The 14,613-nt window shown below is 72.7% G+C and carries 17 protein-coding genes; 11 read left to right on the forward strand and 6 right to left on the reverse strand.

Annotated elements, in window-relative coordinates; translation table 11 throughout:
* Positions 1-66 precede the first annotated feature (66 nt).
* Positions 67-969, forward strand: coding sequence for a Sco1979 family transcriptional regulator (locus ACRYCC_RS18685; protein ID WP_433813687.1), 903 nt, complete (start codon positions 67-69; stop codon positions 967-969).
* Here ACRYCC_RS18685 and ACRYCC_RS18690 read toward each other — a convergent pair.
* Positions 956-1,381, reverse strand: a complete 426-nt coding sequence (locus ACRYCC_RS18690) for an ATP-binding protein (RefSeq protein ID WP_433813689.1) — start codon at positions 1,379-1,381, stop codon at positions 956-958. The genes ACRYCC_RS18685 and ACRYCC_RS18690 overlap by 14 nt on opposite strands.
* Before the next feature lie 386 nt (positions 1,382-1,767).
* On the opposite strand from ACRYCC_RS18690, the gene ACRYCC_RS18695 reads away from it, so the two are divergent.
* The gene (locus tag ACRYCC_RS18695) at positions 1,768-2,967 is read left to right on the forward strand and encodes a helix-turn-helix domain-containing protein (RefSeq protein WP_433813691.1); all 1,200 of its coding nucleotides are present in this window, start codon (positions 1,768-1,770) and stop codon (positions 2,965-2,967) included.
* A 19-nt stretch (positions 2,968-2,986) separates the two neighbouring features.
* Here ACRYCC_RS18695 and ACRYCC_RS18700 read toward each other — a convergent pair whose 3' ends face one another.
* From ACRYCC_RS18700 to ACRYCC_RS18710, 3 genes are all read right to left on the reverse strand, one after another.
* Entirely contained in the window at positions 2,987-3,856 is an 870-nt protein-coding gene (locus ACRYCC_RS18700; RefSeq protein ID WP_433813693.1) for an SRPBCC domain-containing protein, read from the reverse strand.
* Entirely contained in the window at positions 3,849-4,406 is a 558-nt protein-coding gene (locus ACRYCC_RS18705; RefSeq protein WP_433813694.1) for a helix-turn-helix domain-containing protein, read from the reverse strand. Before ACRYCC_RS18705 ends, ACRYCC_RS18700 begins: the two co-directional genes overlap by 8 nt.
* A 210-nt stretch (positions 4,407-4,616) precedes the next feature.
* Positions 4,617-5,096 (reverse strand): ATP-binding protein, encoded by a 480-nt coding sequence (locus ACRYCC_RS18710; RefSeq protein WP_433813696.1) that lies wholly within the window; start codon positions 5,094-5,096, stop codon positions 4,617-4,619.
* 206 nt (positions 5,097-5,302) lie between these two features.
* Here ACRYCC_RS18710 and ACRYCC_RS18715 point away from each other — a divergent pair, with 206 nt between their 5' ends.
* A complete protein-coding gene (locus ACRYCC_RS18715; protein ID WP_433813697.1) occupies positions 5,303-6,031 on the forward strand; it encodes a DUF5753 domain-containing protein in 729 nt (242 codons plus the stop codon).
* A 5-nt stretch (positions 6,032-6,036) separates the two neighbouring features.
* Here the strand turns inward: ACRYCC_RS18715 and ACRYCC_RS18720 are convergent, their stop codons facing one another.
* Positions 6,037-6,909: a nitroreductase family protein gene (locus ACRYCC_RS18720; protein WP_433813699.1), complete on the reverse strand. Its 873-nt coding sequence runs from the start codon at positions 6,907-6,909 to the stop codon at positions 6,037-6,039.
* A 201-nt stretch (positions 6,910-7,110) separates the two neighbouring features.
* Here ACRYCC_RS18720 and ACRYCC_RS18725 point away from each other — a divergent pair, with 201 nt between their 5' ends.
* The 6 genes from ACRYCC_RS18725 (at position 7,111) to ACRYCC_RS18750 (ending at position 12,529) form a co-directional block, all read left to right on the forward strand.
* Positions 7,111-7,320: an HGxxPAAW family protein gene (locus tag ACRYCC_RS18725; protein ID WP_433813701.1), complete on the forward strand. Its 210-nt coding sequence runs from the start codon at positions 7,111-7,113 to the stop codon at positions 7,318-7,320.
* A complete protein-coding gene (locus ACRYCC_RS18730) occupies positions 7,320-7,499 on the forward strand; it encodes a hypothetical protein (RefSeq protein ID WP_433813703.1) in 180 nt (59 codons plus the stop codon). The genes ACRYCC_RS18725 and ACRYCC_RS18730 overlap by 1 nt, the downstream gene beginning before the upstream one ends.
* Positions 7,500-7,590: 91 nt before the next feature.
* Entirely contained in the window at positions 7,591-8,793 is a 1,203-nt protein-coding gene (locus tag ACRYCC_RS18735) for a sensor histidine kinase (protein ID WP_433813704.1), read from the forward strand.
* Positions 8,790-9,461, forward strand: coding sequence for a response regulator (locus tag ACRYCC_RS18740; RefSeq protein ID WP_433813706.1), 672 nt, complete (start codon positions 8,790-8,792; stop codon positions 9,459-9,461). The genes ACRYCC_RS18735 and ACRYCC_RS18740 overlap by 4 nt, the downstream gene beginning before the upstream one ends.
* Positions 9,462-9,672: 211 nt before the next feature.
* Positions 9,673-11,868 (forward strand): MMPL family transporter, encoded by a 2,196-nt coding sequence (locus ACRYCC_RS18745; protein WP_433813708.1) that lies wholly within the window; start codon positions 9,673-9,675, stop codon positions 11,866-11,868.
* Positions 11,869-11,965: 97 nt separating this feature from the next.
* Positions 11,966-12,529 carry a flavoprotein gene (locus ACRYCC_RS18750; RefSeq protein WP_433813710.1) on the forward strand — a complete coding sequence of 188 codons (564 nt, stop codon included), beginning with the start codon at positions 11,966-11,968 and terminating at the stop codon, positions 12,527-12,529.
* A gap of 44 nt (positions 12,530-12,573) precedes the next feature.
* Here ACRYCC_RS18750 and ACRYCC_RS18755 read toward each other — a convergent pair whose 3' ends face one another.
* Entirely contained in the window at positions 12,574-13,389 is an 816-nt protein-coding gene (locus ACRYCC_RS18755; protein WP_433813712.1) for an ATP-binding protein, read from the reverse strand.
* 175 nt (positions 13,390-13,564) lie between these two features.
* Here ACRYCC_RS18755 and ACRYCC_RS18760 point away from each other — a divergent pair, with 175 nt between their 5' ends.
* Both ACRYCC_RS18760 and ACRYCC_RS18765 read left to right on the forward strand, forming a co-directional pair.
* On the forward strand, positions 13,565-14,359 hold the full coding sequence (locus ACRYCC_RS18760) for a helix-turn-helix domain-containing protein (RefSeq protein ID WP_433813714.1): 795 nt from the start codon (positions 13,565-13,567) through the stop codon (positions 14,357-14,359).
* On the forward strand, positions 14,350-14,586 hold the full coding sequence (locus ACRYCC_RS18765; protein WP_433813716.1) for a DUF397 domain-containing protein: 237 nt from the start codon (positions 14,350-14,352) through the stop codon (positions 14,584-14,586). Before ACRYCC_RS18760 ends, ACRYCC_RS18765 begins: the two co-directional genes overlap by 10 nt.
* The last annotated feature ends 27 nt before the right edge of the window (positions 14,587-14,613 follow it).

Raw genomic sequence — 14,613 nt, forward strand, 5'->3', positions numbered from 1 at the left:
GTAGTGCAACACTGGGCGTTGTGCCTGGTGAGCCGGGCCCATTTCTCGGTCTTCTTGGGAGCGCGCATGACGGCAGCCTCGGCGCCGACGGATCCGGTCGACGGCTCCATGCTGGACCTGCGCCAGGGCGGCCCCACCGTGCTGCGGATGCTGCTGGGCGCCCAGTTGCGCCGGCTGCGGATCGCCTCGGGTCTCAGCCGTGAAGAGGCCGGCGCCGAGATCCGCTCGTCCGATTCCAAGATCAGCCGCCTGGAGCTGGGGCGGACCGGCTTCAAGCGACGGGACGTGGCCGATCTCCTCGCCCTGTACGGCGTCGACGAGGCCGACCGTGAGGCCCTGCTGTCACTCGCCCTGCAGGCCAACACGCCCGGCTGGTGGCACAACTACAGCGATCTGCTGCCCAGCTGGTTCGAGGTCTACATCGGCCTGGAGGAGGCCACCTCGGTCATCCGTACCTACGAGGTGCAGTTCGTGCCGGGCCTGTTCCAGACCGAGGACTACGCCCGCGCGGTCATCCTGCTCGGCCACGGCGCCGCGTCCGCCACCGAGATCGAGCGCAGGGTCGACCTGCGGATCAAGCGCCAGACCCTCCTCACCAAACCCGGCGCGCCACGGCTGTGGGCCGTCGTGGACGAGGCGGCCCTGTTGCGCCCCCTCGGCGGGCGGGACGCGATGCGCCACCAGCTCCAGCGCCTGATCGAGATCTCCGAGCTGCCCAACGTCACCCTGCAGATCGTGCCGCTGCGGGCGGGTGGCCACTCCGCGGCGGGCGGGCCCTTCACCATCTTGCGGTTCGCCGAGCCGGAGCTGCCCGACGTGGTCTACATGGAGCAGCTGACCAGCGCCATCTACCTCGAGAAACGCGACGAGACGACGCCGTACATGGAGGTCATGGACCGGCTGTGCGTCGAGGCCGAGCCCGCCACCAGGACCACCGAGATCCTCGCCGCGATCCTCAAGCGGGCCTGACCGGCCCGCCCACCTCGCACCACACCACCTTGCCGCCCCACCGCGGCGTGAGATACCAGTCCCACCTGTCGCTCAGCGCTCCGATCAGGACCAGCCCGCGGCCGCTCTCGGCGGTCGGCGCCGGCTCGACCGGGACCGGCGGCCGGTCACTCGGGTCCCACACCTCGATCAGCACCTGCGCCCGGTCGGTGGACAGGCGCAGGCGGACGGGCGGGCGCACCGGGCCGGCCAGCGGCGCGGTGGCGTTGACGGCGTTGGTCACCAGCTCGGAGACCAGCAGCTCCGCGGTCTCGACCAGCCCGCCCAGGCCCCACTCCATCAGCATCATCCTGGCGTGCAGCCGGGCGCACGGTGTGGCCGTGGGCAGCGCCCCCAGCTCCAGCACCGTGGACAAGGACCACTCCTGCGTCATGATCGGCTCCCCGAAAGGAGTCAGGTCCGGCGCCTCGACCCGCTCCCCCTGCCTCCCGGGCGGGGCCGGGTACGGAACAGGGCCCTTGCGCACGGTGCCTCTCCTGTCGATGGGCCCGCCCGGCGGAAGGCCCTCCCTGCGGAGCCGTCTCGCCGGATCGGGCGTCTCCGGTCGGGCGAGCGCCCTCCAGGCCGACAGGGAGGTCAGGTCGGGGCGTTCGCTCTGAGGTCAACAACCAGAACGCAACGCTAGAGCCGGATAGCGGGAGGAGCAGTACAGTTTGTCTAGCCCTGCCGCCCCGTGATCCGGGATGTGATCGTACGGTCGAACCCCCCGAGGCCGATGCCGACGCAGCCGCCGCCCGACGCCGCGAGATCGCCGCGCGGGTGGAGTACTGGATGCGGCGGCGAGGGCTGACCCGCCGCATCTTCGCCGACCGCATGGGCCGGTCCGTGAGCTGGGTCGACAAGGTCAAGAGCGGGGACCGCCAGCTCGACCGGCTCTCGGTGCTGGAGCAGATCGCGGACGTGCTGGGGGTGCCGCTGCACGGCCTGATCGACCTGGACGAGGCGGATCGCGCCGGGCAGTGCGCGGACGAGGTCGAGATCGCCGAGCTCCGCGCCGCGCTGCAGCGCTACGACGGGCTGTGCGGTGATCCCGGGGACGGCGAGCGGGACCTCGCCCGCCTGCGCCGGGACGTGCACTACGGCTGGCTGTCGTTCCAGGCCTCGAACTACCAGATCGTCACCCGCCTGCTGCCCGACCTCCTGGTGAACCTGCAGCAGGCCTACCGCGCGCTCGACGGCGATCCCCAGTGGACGGCGGCCGAGCTGCTGGTCCAGGCGTACTGGCTGGCGGCCGAGGTCTCCTTCAAGTTCGGCCGGATGGAGCTGGGCTGGATCGCCGCGGACCGCGGCATCACGGTGGCCGAGTGGACCGCGGACCTGACGCTCGTCGGGGCCACCACCCGCCGGCTGGTGCACGCCATGATGGCGGGCTCCGACGCGGCGGGCCGCCGGCGCGCGATCGACCTCGTGCGCGCCACGGCGGCCCGGATGGAGCCCGGGCTCGGCGCCGCCTCGCCCGGCTATCTGTCCGCCTACGGCATGTTGTTCCTCAAGGGCTCCATCGCGGCCGCCCGGCTGGGAGAGGCCGGGACCGCCCGCGACCTCAACGCCGAGGCGGCCACCGCCGCCCGGCTGCTGGGCGGGGACCGCAACGAGCACTGGAGCGCCTTCGGCCCGACCAACGTCGGCGTGCACCGGGTCACCGCGCTGGCGGAGCTGCACGAGGGCGGCCGGGCCGTCGAACGGGCCGGGGAGCTCGGCGCCGAGCAGCTGTCCCGCCTGCCGCGCGAACGCCGCGCCAACCACCTCCTCGACGTGGCCCGGGGCTACGGCCAGTGGGGGCGGCGCGACGAGGCCGTCGCCCTCGTGCTGGAAGCCGACTCACTGGCCCAGGAGGAGGTCCGCTGCCGGCCCCTCACCCAGACGCTCGTCACCGAGCTCGTCCGCAGCCATCCGCGGGGCACCGCGCCCAGTGTGCCGCTGGCGCGGCTGGCCCGCGAGATCGGCATCCAGGTGTGAGACCGGCCGGCGGGCGCGGTCAGCCGCCTATGGCGCTCATGCCGGGCAGCTCGACGCTGATCCACATCGGCTGCCAGCCGGGCAGCTCGTGGAAGCGGCGCAGCTCGGCGATGCCGGCGAGGGTGCCGCTCCACGCGGCGTAGGGCGGCCGCCCGGTGTCGAACCCGCTCTGCACCAGGGTGAGCCGGGTCTTGCCGCCGGAACCCTCCAGTTCCCAGGTCATGACGCCGGGTTCGGCCCAGTCGATGGACATCCTCCGGCCGGGCTCCAGGTCGATGATCTTCGCCGGCGCGGGGTTGGCGTCCAGGCCGCCCATCGCGAAACGCCCGCCGACGTGCGGCTCGATGTCGATCCGGATGCCGAACCACCGGCTGGCCTTGTCGGAGTCGATCAGCGAGTCGTACACCTCCTCCACCGGGGCGTCGATGAGGACCTGCTCGCGCAGGTTGGAGGAGGTGTAGTCGCATCGGGCGGTGATCTCGCGGCCTTCCACATGGTCGACCAGGTTCGCCAGGGCCAGCGCCCAGAAGGTCTGCAGCACGCCCCGGATGGTGGTGCCGGAGAGGGCCTCCTGGAAGTTGAAGTGGCTCTGGGACAGCACGATGACGGTCGTGTCGTCGCTCTCCCGCTCCAGCCGGAACTCGACGGTGGTGTCCTCGCCGTCGAGCAGCCAGGAGAAGCGCAGCGTGTCGTCGTCGGCGTGCAGAAGCCGCTGGTGGGGTGCGTCGCCCTCGGGGGTGTACCGGCCCCAGAACGCGAACCGGTCCGGCAGGTCGACCTCGGCGTGCTCGGCCAGCCATACGCGCAGCGCCTCGGGGTCGGTCAGGGCATGGCGGACGTCCTCGAGCGGCGCTCGCACGCGGACGCGGACGGTCATCGGCTCACTCATGTTCTTCTCCCTTGGGATAGCAGGCCACGGCGAGCTTGAAGGCGTCGCCTTCGGCGCCGCCGTAGCGGGTGAACAGGTCTTGCAGCAGGGTCTGCAGGTCGTCCAGGAACTCCTGGCGACGCTCCGGGGGCACCCGTATCTCGCCGGACACCCCGACCGAGGGCAGCTCCGGCGCGGTCCGGTCGAGCCCGGCGATGTCGGCCTGGACCTCTTCCATGAGGTCCAGCAGGTAGCCCAGGCTCAGCTCGTCCTGCGCCTTGCGCAGCCCGATCCGGCCGACCAGGCGGGGCGAGAGCCAGTAGGAGCGGGCGCCGGCCTGGTAGATGCCCTCGTGGATCCCGCGCACCTTGCGCTCGGACACCTGCTCGACCAGGCCCGCCTCCACCAGGCGTTTGATGTGGTAGTAGACCCGCTGCGGGGTCTGGCCGAGCCGCGCTCCGACCTCGGTGCAGGTGCGGGGCTCGGCCAGTTGCCGCAGCACCTCGATGCGCTGCGGCTTGAGCAGGGTCTCGGCCTGCTCGATCTCTTCCAGGTACAGGACGTCTCTCATCGCAAAAATCACCCTGTACGTAAAATTCTATTTTGTCAATGCCCTCCAACCTCCGTGATCATGAAGGGGAACGCGGATCACAGCGGGGAGCGCCGGCTCGGTGCACGGCGGCCGCACCTGCGTCGAAAGCCGACCGGCGACCCCGTCGAGCCCGTCGACCGGGCGACTGGGTGACCGGCGACCGGCGACCGGCGACCGGCGGGGACTTGGCTATGGGCGGCGCGGTGCGGGGGCGGATGCGCGGGAGGCCGCCGCCCCGAAGCGGGCCCAGATCGTCTTCCCGCCGTTCGGCGGGTACGGCCTGCAGCCGTACCCGGCGGCCAGCGCGGCCACGAGCGGCAGGCCCCAGCCGCCGTTGGCGTCGAACCGCTCCTCCGTGAGATCGAGGTCACGGAGGGTGAGCTCGACCACCGGCTCGGGTCTCGGCATGGCGTTGCTGGGATCCCAGATCTCCAGCAGGACCCCGCAGTCGTCCCGAGACAGCCGGGCGTGGACCTCCCTGCTGGGGGCGGCCTCGACGGCGTTGGTCAGAAGCTCCGAGGCGGCCAGGATCACATCGTCGCGGAGCGGCGCCGCCACCTCCCACCTCATGAGGCAGCGCTCGAAGCAGTCCCGGACGACCCCGACAGCGGCCGGCGAGGCGAGCACGTTCAAGCGCAGTTCGTCCGTCGTCATCTGTTCCGTGGTCACAGTGGAACCGTCCTTGGCAGGTCCTCTTCTGCCATTCCCCTACCCACATTGGCGGACGCCATCTAGCCTGGCGCGTGTGGGCATATGCCCCATACAGCCCATACATCGGAGCGTCAAAGGTGCGTGCCCGAGAGTTACTGGACCCTGATTCGTCGATCCGTCATTGGATAGCGGTTGACCTGCATTTCTGGCGGACCAGGGAGGGCATGTCACTGGCCGAGGTCGGTCAATTGGTCAATCTCACCCGGGGCTCTGTATCGAACATCGAGGCCGCCCGGCCGGGTCATAAACTCAATGAGGGGCAGGCGGCAAAGCTCGACGAACAATGGAACCTGAACGGACACTTCGCGCGACTTGTTAGATATGCCCGAAACGACCATGACCCGGACTGGGCCCGGGAACACCTCGGCTACGAGGCCCGCGCGACGACGATGAAGATCTCCGAGAACATGTTCGTCCCCGGGCTCTTCCAGACCCCCGACTACGCCCGGGCCCTCCTCCTGGCGGCACGAAGGCCGGACGTGCCGGCCGGCCTGGAAGACCGGATGGCCCGCCAGGCGGTCCTGACCCGTGACACTCCCCCGGAGATCTGGGCTCACCTGGACGAGGCCGCCCTGGACCGCCCGGTGGGAGGCCCGGCCATGATGCGGGCCCAACTGGCCCGGTTGCTGGAGGTCACCGAGCTGCCCCAGGTGACCGTCCGGGTCGTTCCCAAGAGCGCCGGCGCCCACGTCGGCATGGAGGGCCCGTTCAAGATCCTCTCGGTCGAGGAGGGCGACGTGGTGTACGTCGAGACCTGCGGCGCGGGAAGGCTCATCCGTGACCCCGCGGAGGTGCGGGCGTTCGGGCTGCGGTTCGACCGGATCGGGGCGGAGACCCTGGCCCGGAACCCGACCCGCGACCTCATCGCCCGCGTCATGGCGACTCTGACCTGATCCGATCAGGGGCCGTGCCCGGTGCGGGCGGCGCCGAGCCGCATCATGATCTGCGGGTGCGCGCCGTCGAAGAGCCGGCAGCCGATGAACTGCCGGAGCTCGGGGGCCGCGAGCGTCCGCAGGTGGAAGGCGGCCGCCAGCCCCGCCGTACCGGCCCGCAGCAGCACCCGCTGAAGCGCCTGACCGGCCGCCAGCCAGTCCCGGCGTTCGTCGCCCTCGGTGGTGAGCACCGCGACCACGCCCGTTCCGCCGTCCCGCCGCCAGCCGACGTCGCAGCCGGCCGGGTCCGTGGCGTCGCGCGAATCCGGCCCGCCCTCCCGTTCCCCCGCCTCCGCCAGTGCCGCCAGCGCCAGCCGGACCCCCGGGGAGACGACGTGCAGGGCGGCGCCCTCCCGGCGCGCCTCGTCCCGCAGCCCCGACAGCGCCAGGGCGCCCTGCCGCCCGTCCGGGAACGGGCCCGGCGGCCCGGCCCGGCGGCGGATCTGCCCGCACAGTTCGCACACCTCCCCGGTCACCGTCACCGGGCCGCCGAGCCGTACCTCCGCCAGCAGGCCCGGCCTGCCGGGATCCGGCAGCACCCGCACCTGGGGTTCGCGTCCGCACCGCAGCACCGCGAGCCGCAGGGTGCACAGCGCCGCACCGCAGCCGATGAGCATGCCCCGGCCCTCGGGATCGGCCGGACGCCGCCGCGCGCCGGCGTCCTCGCACAGCCGCACCGCCACGTCCGCGCAGGTCCCCGACGAGCACGTGTCGAAGCACCAGGGCCGGGCGTCGCGCACCGACGGGGAGCACGCCGCCGCCTCGATCGCGTACCGCGCGACCTCACCCGTCACCGCGATGGCGTTTCCGCCGCCGTCACCGGCCCTGTCGAGGTTCATCCCGGCCCCCTCCGGACCCTCCCCAGCCCACCATGGCCGCCCACCGCCCGGGCAGGGCCGAAAGTCCATTGGTCGGGGCCGCCGGACCCCGGGCGCCCGGCTCCGCAGGTGGGGACGCGCCGCAGGTGGGGGCCGGGGACCGGGCCCGCCGGGAGGTCCATACAATGAAGACCTACCGAGTCTTCACCGGAGGTTGAACGAATGTCGAGCACTGGCCACGCCGGACGGCCGTCATCGTGGGTCGCGGTCGCCGTGATCTTCATCGGATTCGCCGTCGCCGGCCTGTCGCTTCCGATGGGGCCGAGCTGGCCGATGTTCTGGGTCGGCGCGGGGATCGTCGTGCTCGGCGGTGTGCTCGCCCTGGTGGTCGACATCATGAGCGACGTGGTCCTCGCCGAGCAGCACCACTGATGTTCAACCGTCCGCCGCTCGAGGAGCGCATCGCGGCGCACCAGCAGGGGCGGGCGCCACTGAAGTCCGGCAAGTACGTCGAGCACCGCCCGGCCGCGCTGGTCTTCGCCTTCGTGCTCTGCTTCGTGGTCATCACGCACATCGTGGCGCTCGTCATCCTGGCCGTGGGGCCGGACTGATCCCACATCCGGCGGCGTACCGCGATCGCAGTAGCGGACGCCCGTACCTGCGGACGAGGGCGCGTCCCCGACCGGCGGCTACCGTGATGGCGTGAGCCGTCCGACCGGGCCGCGGTGGGCCGCCCTCTCGCACTCCCTGTTGCTGGACGGGCTGATCGCCGCCGCCGTGTACCTGATGGCGGTCTTCGGGCCCCTGATCCATCCAGAGACCGGGTCGGAGCCGCCTACCACGACGAACGCGCTGCTGGGCGCGGTGATCTGCGGCGCCCTGGTGTTCCGCCGGTGGTGGCCTCGCACGGTGCTGGTGGCGGCCACCGCCGGGATGGTCGCGTACATCATGCTCGGCGGGCTGCGCAGCCCGCTCATGCTGGCGACGATGCTCGCCGTCTACACCGTGGCCCTGGGCAGCTCCCGCCGGGTCACCGTGCGCGTCGCGGTCCTGGTCGCGCTGGTGCTGTCCGTGGCGGGCATCCTGTTCGGCGCCAAGTCCTGGAGCAGCCCCGAGATCGTGGGGCTGGCCGCCCAGAGCGCGCTCGCCGCCGCGGTCGGAGACGCGGTACGGAGCCGTACCGCCTATGTCCGGGCCATCAAGGAGCGCGCGGTGCGGGCGGAGCAGACCCGGGAGGACGAGGCCCGGCGCCGCGTCATGGAGGAGCGCCTGCGGATCGCCCGGGACCTGCACGACGTCCTCGCCCACCACATCGCCTTGATCAACGTGCAGGCGGGCGTCGCGGCGCACGTCCTGGAGACCGATCCGGGCCAGGCCAGGCAGGCTCTCGGCCACATCAGAGGGGCGGGCCGGGCCGCGCTGGACGAGCTGCGCACCACCGTGGGCCTGCTGCGCCAGCCGAACGCCGCGGAGGACCTGGCCACCGAGCCGGCCCCCGGGCTGGAGCGGCTGCCCCAGCTGATCGCCTCCTTCGAGGCCAGCGGCCTGCCGGTGGAGCAGCACGTCGACGGGGAGCCCCGCGAACTGCCGGCCACCGTGGACCTGACCGCCTACCGGGTGGTCCAGGAGGCGCTGACCAACGTGCGCAAGCACTCCGGGGGCGCCTCGGCCGTGCTGCGCCTCGGCTACCGGCCGGGCGGGCTGTCGGTCGAGGTCAGCGACGACGGAGTCGGCGGCGACATCGCCGCCGAGGGCACCGGGCACGGCCTGCTGGGCATGCGCGAGCGGGCCCTCGCCGTCGGCGGGACCTTCGCCGCGGGCCCCGGCCCCGCCGGCGGCTTCCGGATCCGGACCCTGCTGCCGCTGCCGGTACCCGCCCGGGGCGGCCGGGGGCCGTGCGCGTGACGATCCGCATCGTGCTCGCCGACGACCAGGGCCTGGTGCGAGCCGGCTTCAAGGTCCTGGTCGACTCCGCCCCCGACCTGGAGGTGGTGGGCGAGGCGGCGAACGGCCGGGAGGCGGTCGACCTCGCCCGGGCCGCCCGGGCCGACGTCGTGCTCATGGACATCCGGATGCCCGACATGGACGGGCTCGCCGCCACCAGGGAGATCACCACCGACGGCGGCATGGCGGACGTCCGGGTGCTGGTGCTGACGACGTTCGAGATCGACGAGTACGTGTTCGCGGCGCTCCGGGCCGGGGCCAGCGGATTCCTCGGCAAGGGGGTGGAGGCCGAGGAGCTCCAGGAGGCGATCCGGGTCGTGGCCAGGGGCGACGCGCTGCTCTCCCCCGCCGCAACCCGGGGCCTCATCGCCCGCTTCCTGAGCGGCCCCGCCGAGGCGACGGACCACGCGCGAGAACGGCTGTCGGGGCTCACCGACCGGGAGCGCGAAATCATGATCATGGTGGCGGCGGGGCTGACCAACGACGAGATCGCCGGGCGGCTGCGGATCAGCCCGTTCACGGCCAAGACCCACGTGAACCGGGCGATGGGCAAGCTGGGCGCGCACGACCGGGCCCAGCTCGTCATGATCGCCTACGAGACCGGCCTGGTGACGCCGGGCGGCCCCTGACCGCAGTAGCCGCGCGGGCCCCTACTGCGTACGCGGTAGTGCCAAGACCGTCCCTCAGGCCGACTTCCGCGCCCGGCGCGGGCACCATGCTGGAACTCGGATCGGCGGTCCACCTGCTCGGCCGGTCCCGGCCGGGCCACCCCGTGGCCCGGGCCGATTCCCGGGGCGCCCCACCCGGCAACCGCGCACCATTCCCCCTGGAGGTCTTGTCGTGTCCGCGCTCGCACGCTGGTGTTACCGGCATCGGCTCACCGTGGTCCTGCTGTGGCTGGGTGTCCTCGCCGGGCTGGGGGTCACCTCGACCGCCCTCGGCTCCTCCTACAACGACAGCCTCTCGCTGCCCGGTACCGAGTCCACCAAGGCCCTGGAGCTGCTCCAGAAGTCGCTGCCCGCCCAGTCGGGCGCCGTCGCCACCGTGGTCTGGCAGGCCGGTGCAGGCGGCACCGTGACGGACCCCGCCGTCCGGCAGCCGATGACCGCGACCCTGGCGGAGATCTCCAAGCTGCCGTCGGTGGCCTCGGTGACCAGCCCGTACACGCCGCACGGCGCCCGGCAGGTCAGCGCGGACGGCCGGACGGCCTACGCCCAGGTCGCCTTCGCGCTGCAGGACCCGAAGCTGCCCAAGGCCGACGTCCAGCGCGTCGTCGACACCGCCGAGAAGGCCCGGACCGGCGGTCTGCGGGTCGAGCTGGGCGGCAACACGATCAGCAGGCTGGAACGGACCCCGCCCTCCAGCAGCGAGCTGATCGGGGTCGTCGCGGCCGCGATCGTGCTGCTCGTGGCGTTCGGCTCCTTCTTCGCCATGCTGCTGCCGATCCTGACGGCGATCGCCGGGCTGGGCTCCGGGCTCATGACGGTGGGCCTGCTCACCCATGTCCTCACCATCGGCCAGATCGGGCCCATCCTCGGCGCTCTCATCGGCCTGGGCGTCGGCATCGACTACGCGCTGTTCATCGTCACCCGGCACCGCACCGGCCTGAAGGCGGGCCTGAGCGTCGAGGCGTCGGTCGTCAAGGCGATCGACACCTCCGGCCGCGCGGTGCTGTTCGCCGGCGCCACCGTGGTGATCGCGCTGCTCGGCCTGTTCGTGCTCGGCATGAGCTTCCTCAACGGCCTGGCCATCGCGTCCTCGGTCACCGTGCTGTGCACCGTGCTCGCGGCGATCACCCTGCTGCCCGCCATGCTCGGCTTCCTCGGCCTGCGCACGCTCAGCCGCCGGGAGCGCCGCCGGCTGGCAGCGGGCGGAGCGGCGGCCGAGCGGGCCGGCGTCTGGGAGCGCTGGGCGACGGTGGTCGAGCACCGTCCGAAGCTGCTGTCGGTGGCGGCATTGGTGCTCATCGCGGCGCTGGCCGTGCCGGTGGCGTCGCTGCGGCTGGGCTCGTCCGACGCGGGCAACAACCCGTCCTCGACGACGACCCGGCAGGCCTACGACCTGCTCGCCGACGGGTTCGGGCCGGGTTTCAACGGCCCGCTCCAGCTCGTCGCGGAGGCGCCCGCCGCCGCCGACCGGGAGGCGCTGAACACGCTGGTACGGCAGGTCACCGCGACGAAGGGGGTGGCCCGGGTGACCGCGCTGCCGATGAACCCCGGCGCCACGGTCGGCATCGTGCAGGTGATCCCATCCTCCTCACCGCAGTCGAAGGCCACCTCGGACCTGATCGGGCATCTGCGCCACGATCTCGTCCCGGCGGCGGAGCGCGGCACCACCCTGCGGGTCCACGTCGGCGGCACGACGGCCATCTTCGACGACTTCGCCGACGTACTCGGCGGCAAGCTGCCGCTGTTCATCACCGTGATCGTCGCCCTCGGCTTCGTGCTGCTGCTCGTCGCCTTCCGCAGCCTGCTGGTGCCGCTCACCGCGGCGGTGATGAACCTGCTGGCCGCGGGCGCCTCGTTCGGCGTCGTGGTCGCCTTCTTCCAGTTCGGCTGGGGATCCGAGCCGCTGGGCATGAGTGCCGCCGGGCCGATCGAGGCGTTCCTGCCGGTGATCATGGTTTCCATCCTGTTCGGCCTGTCGATGGACTACCAGGTGTTCCTGGTCAGCCGGATGCACGAGGAGTGGACGCACACCGGGGACAACGCGCGGGCGATCCGGGTGGGCCAGGCCCAGACCGGCCGGGTCATCACCGCGGCCGCCACCATCATGATCGCGGTGTTCTTCGCCTTCTCCTTCGGTGGTGGTGAGCGTGCCGTCGCCGAGTTCGGCATCGGCCTGGCGGTCGCGGTCGCCCTGGACGCCTTCATCCTGCGGACCGTGCTGGTGCCCGCCGTGATGCACCTGCTCGGCCGGGCCAACTGGTGGCTGCCCCGGTGGCTGGACCGCGCCCTCCCGCACCTGTCGGTGGACCCGCCCGACGACGACCCCGCTCCCGCGCCGCCCCGGGAGCCGGTGTTGCAGAGCCGGTGACGAGGCCCGGCACCGGGGACGACCGACCGGCCACAAAGGCCTGTCCCCGGTGCCGGTCCCCTTGCCGAAACGCCGGTCCGGCGCTGGACTTACCGGTGTGATCCCGTCCGAGCGCCGTCCCGTCCTGTACGCCATCGTGTGCGCCGCCGGGCCCGCGCGGCACGTGCACCGGCTCATCCGGGCCGCGCAGGAACGCGGCTGGGACGTGTGGGTGGTCCCGACCCCGGCGGCGGTGGAGTTCCTCGACGTGCTCGCGGTGGAGGAGCTCAGCGGCCATCCCGCGCGCAGCCGGCACCGCCAGTTCGGCGAGCCCGGCACCTTCCCGCGCGCCGACGCGATCGTGGTCGCCCCGGCCACGTACAACACCATCAACAAGTGGGCGCACGGCAGCGCGGACAACTACGCCCTCGGCCTGCTCGCCGAGCTGGTGCCGCTCGGCGTCCCGACCGCCGTGCTGCCGTTCCTCAACGCGGCGCTGGCCGCCAACCCGGTGCTGGCCCGCAGTATCGCCGAGCTGCAGCTGCTGGGCGTGCGGGTGCTCGTCGGCCGGGGGCAGTTCGAGCCGCACCAGCCCGGCACCGGCGCGCAGCGGATCGAGGCCTACCCCTGGCACCTCGCGCTGGAGGCCGTGGGCGAGCCGCGGCACCGCCGCCTCGGCTGACCCCGCGCCGCCCCGCCCGCCCGTAGCTCCGCGCCCGTACGCCGTCAGCACGGCAGCCCCGCGTCGAGGTCCTCGCAGCACCGGACGACCTGCTCGGCCACCTCGACGGTGTCGGCCGGCGGGTACCGGCGGGTGCCCTGGCCGGGGGCGCAGTAGGACAGGGAGTCCGCGCGGATCCACAGGTGCACCCCGGCCCGTACGCAGATCACCGCCATGCCGTAGCCGCACGACCGGTGCATCCTGCCCAGGCCCCGCGCCGCCAGCAGGTCGTGCAGCTCGCCGGCCACCACGCGGTACGGCTTCGGCGCGGGGAGCGCGCGGCCCGCCGGGAGCGGCAGCGCGACGTACACCGCCTTGCCCGGCACCGCCCCGCCGCCCAGCCGCGAGCGGGTCCGGTGGACCCCCCACCGGCCGCCGTGCTCGGCGGTCAGCGCGGCCACCACCTCGAGGCCGCGCCCGCCCTCCGCGCCGGGCGGCGGGCGCAGCGGCCCGGGCGACCCCCGCCAGGGCGCGGAGTCGTACATCTTGAGCACGACCTCGGGGCACGTGCCCCCGCGCAGGTACGCCCACAGCTCTGGCCCTCCGGCGGGCGGCTTCGCCGCGTCCCGGGCGGCGTCCGGCAGGGCCACCGCCTGCCGGGGGGCGTGCGGCGGGGCCGCCTGCCGGGCGTGGCGGTGGACGTTGGTGGCCAGCTCGGACAGGGCGACGGCGGTATCGTAGGTGACGCCGGGCGGCAGGCCGAGCGCGCCGAACACCGCCTTCACCACCGAGCGCGCGAACCTCGCACCGGTCTCGTCCGGTGGCAGCGCCCACGCCGGGAAACCGCCGTCGTACAGGTCGTTCGGATCGCCATCGGCCACCGGAGTCTCGCCCCCGTCCTGGGAAGTCGTGATTGCCGTGACGTCAGCGTGTCCGACGATCCATACTCAGAGTCACGAATCGCCTACGCACTGCGAGAGACCGGTGAACCGCCCCCGCGGGCTTGCCGGAGCTTGCCAACCCTCCCCCCGAACCCTCGCCCATGGAGCGCGACCCATGCCCAGACGTCCCCACCCCCTCGATCCGACCTCCTCTCCCCTCGCGCTGTTCGGCTCCGAGCTGCGCACCTACCGGGAGCGCGCCGGGCTGTCCCAGGAACAGTTAGGTGCCCGGACCAACTACGCCGGGTCGTTCGTCGGCGCGGTGGAGCGGGCACAGGAGATGCCGCGCCGCGAGTTCGCGCTGAAGATGGACCCGGCGCTGGAGACCGGCGACGCGCTGACCCGGCTCTGGGACGGCCTGCTCAAGCCCAGCGTCTACCCGTCCTGGTTCGACTGGCGCCTGCACGAGATCGATGCCTCCGTGCTGCGGACCTTCCAGCTGGCGGTGATCTATGGCCTGCTGCAGACCGAGGACTACGCCCGCGACCTGCTGTACGGCGACGAGACGGCGGTCGCGGGGCGGCTGGCCCGCCAGGAGATCCTCCGGGGCGAGGACCCGCCGCTGGTGATCTGCGTGCTCGACGAGAGCGTGCTGTGGCGCGAGGTCGGCGGCCCGGAGGTGATGCACGCCCAGCTCGACCATCTGGTCACGGTGGCCTCCGAGCGGATCAGCATCCACGTGATCCCGTCCCGCAGGCACCGGGGAGTCGCGGGTTCCTTCGTGCTGGCGACACTTCAGGATCGCTCCGAGGTAGCGTATGTGGAGACGGCCGCTCGCGGGATCACCACCGGAGAGCCCCAGGATCTGGCGACCCTCACCGAACGGTTCGAGGCGCTCCGGTCGCGGGCGTTGCCCGTGGACCAGTCACTCGAACTCATCGCGAGGACGGCGGAGAAACGATGGACCTGAACTGGCGCAAGTCCAGCCACAGCGGCGACAACGGCGGCGACTGCGTGGAGGTCGCGGCGGTGTGGCGCAAGTCCAGCCGCAGCGCCGACAACGGCGGTGACTGCGTGGAGGTCGCCTCGCTGGTGGGGACCGTGGCCGTACGCGACAGCAAGGACCCCGGCGGCGGCGCGCTGCTGTTCTCCCGGGAGGCCTTCCGCCGCTTCACCGACCAGCTCAAGTCCCGCTGACTCAAGCCCCCTCCCACCCCTTCCGTG

It is taken from the genome of Actinomadura scrupuli (genome assembly GCF_050971785.1).
Taxonomy (GTDB): domain Bacteria; phylum Actinomycetota; class Actinomycetes; order Streptosporangiales; family Streptosporangiaceae; genus Actinomadura_E; species Actinomadura_E scrupuli.

What these genes read in the sequence shown, in the direction of transcription:
- ACRYCC_RS18685 (WP_433813687.1), top strand. Translation starts at nt 67, where the DNA reads ATGACGGCAGCCTCGGCGCCGACGGATCCGGTCGACGGCTCCATGCTG.
- ACRYCC_RS18690 (WP_433813689.1), bottom strand. Translation starts at nt 1,381, where the DNA reads ATGACGCAGGAGTGGTCCTTGTCCACGGTGCTGGAGCTGGGGGCGCTG.
- ACRYCC_RS18700 (WP_433813693.1), bottom strand. Translation starts at nt 3,856, where the DNA reads ATGAGTGAGCCGATGACCGTCCGCGTCCGCGTGCGAGCGCCGCTCGAG.
- ACRYCC_RS18705 (WP_433813694.1), bottom strand. Translation starts at nt 4,406, where the DNA reads ATGAGAGACGTCCTGTACCTGGAAGAGATCGAGCAGGCCGAGACCCTG.
- ACRYCC_RS18715 (WP_433813697.1), top strand. Translation starts at nt 5,303, where the DNA reads ATGTCACTGGCCGAGGTCGGTCAATTGGTCAATCTCACCCGGGGCTCT.
- ACRYCC_RS18720 (WP_433813699.1), bottom strand. Translation starts at nt 6,909, where the DNA reads ATGAACCTCGACAGGGCCGGTGACGGCGGCGGAAACGCCATCGCGGTG.
- ACRYCC_RS18725 (WP_433813701.1), top strand. Translation starts at nt 7,111, where the DNA reads ATGTCGAGCACTGGCCACGCCGGACGGCCGTCATCGTGGGTCGCGGTC.
- ACRYCC_RS18730 (WP_433813703.1), top strand. Translation starts at nt 7,320, where the DNA reads ATGTTCAACCGTCCGCCGCTCGAGGAGCGCATCGCGGCGCACCAGCAG.
- ACRYCC_RS18760 (WP_433813714.1), top strand. Translation starts at nt 13,565, where the DNA reads ATGCCCAGACGTCCCCACCCCCTCGATCCGACCTCCTCTCCCCTCGCG.
- ACRYCC_RS18765 (WP_433813716.1), top strand. Translation starts at nt 14,350, where the DNA reads ATGGACCTGAACTGGCGCAAGTCCAGCCACAGCGGCGACAACGGCGGC.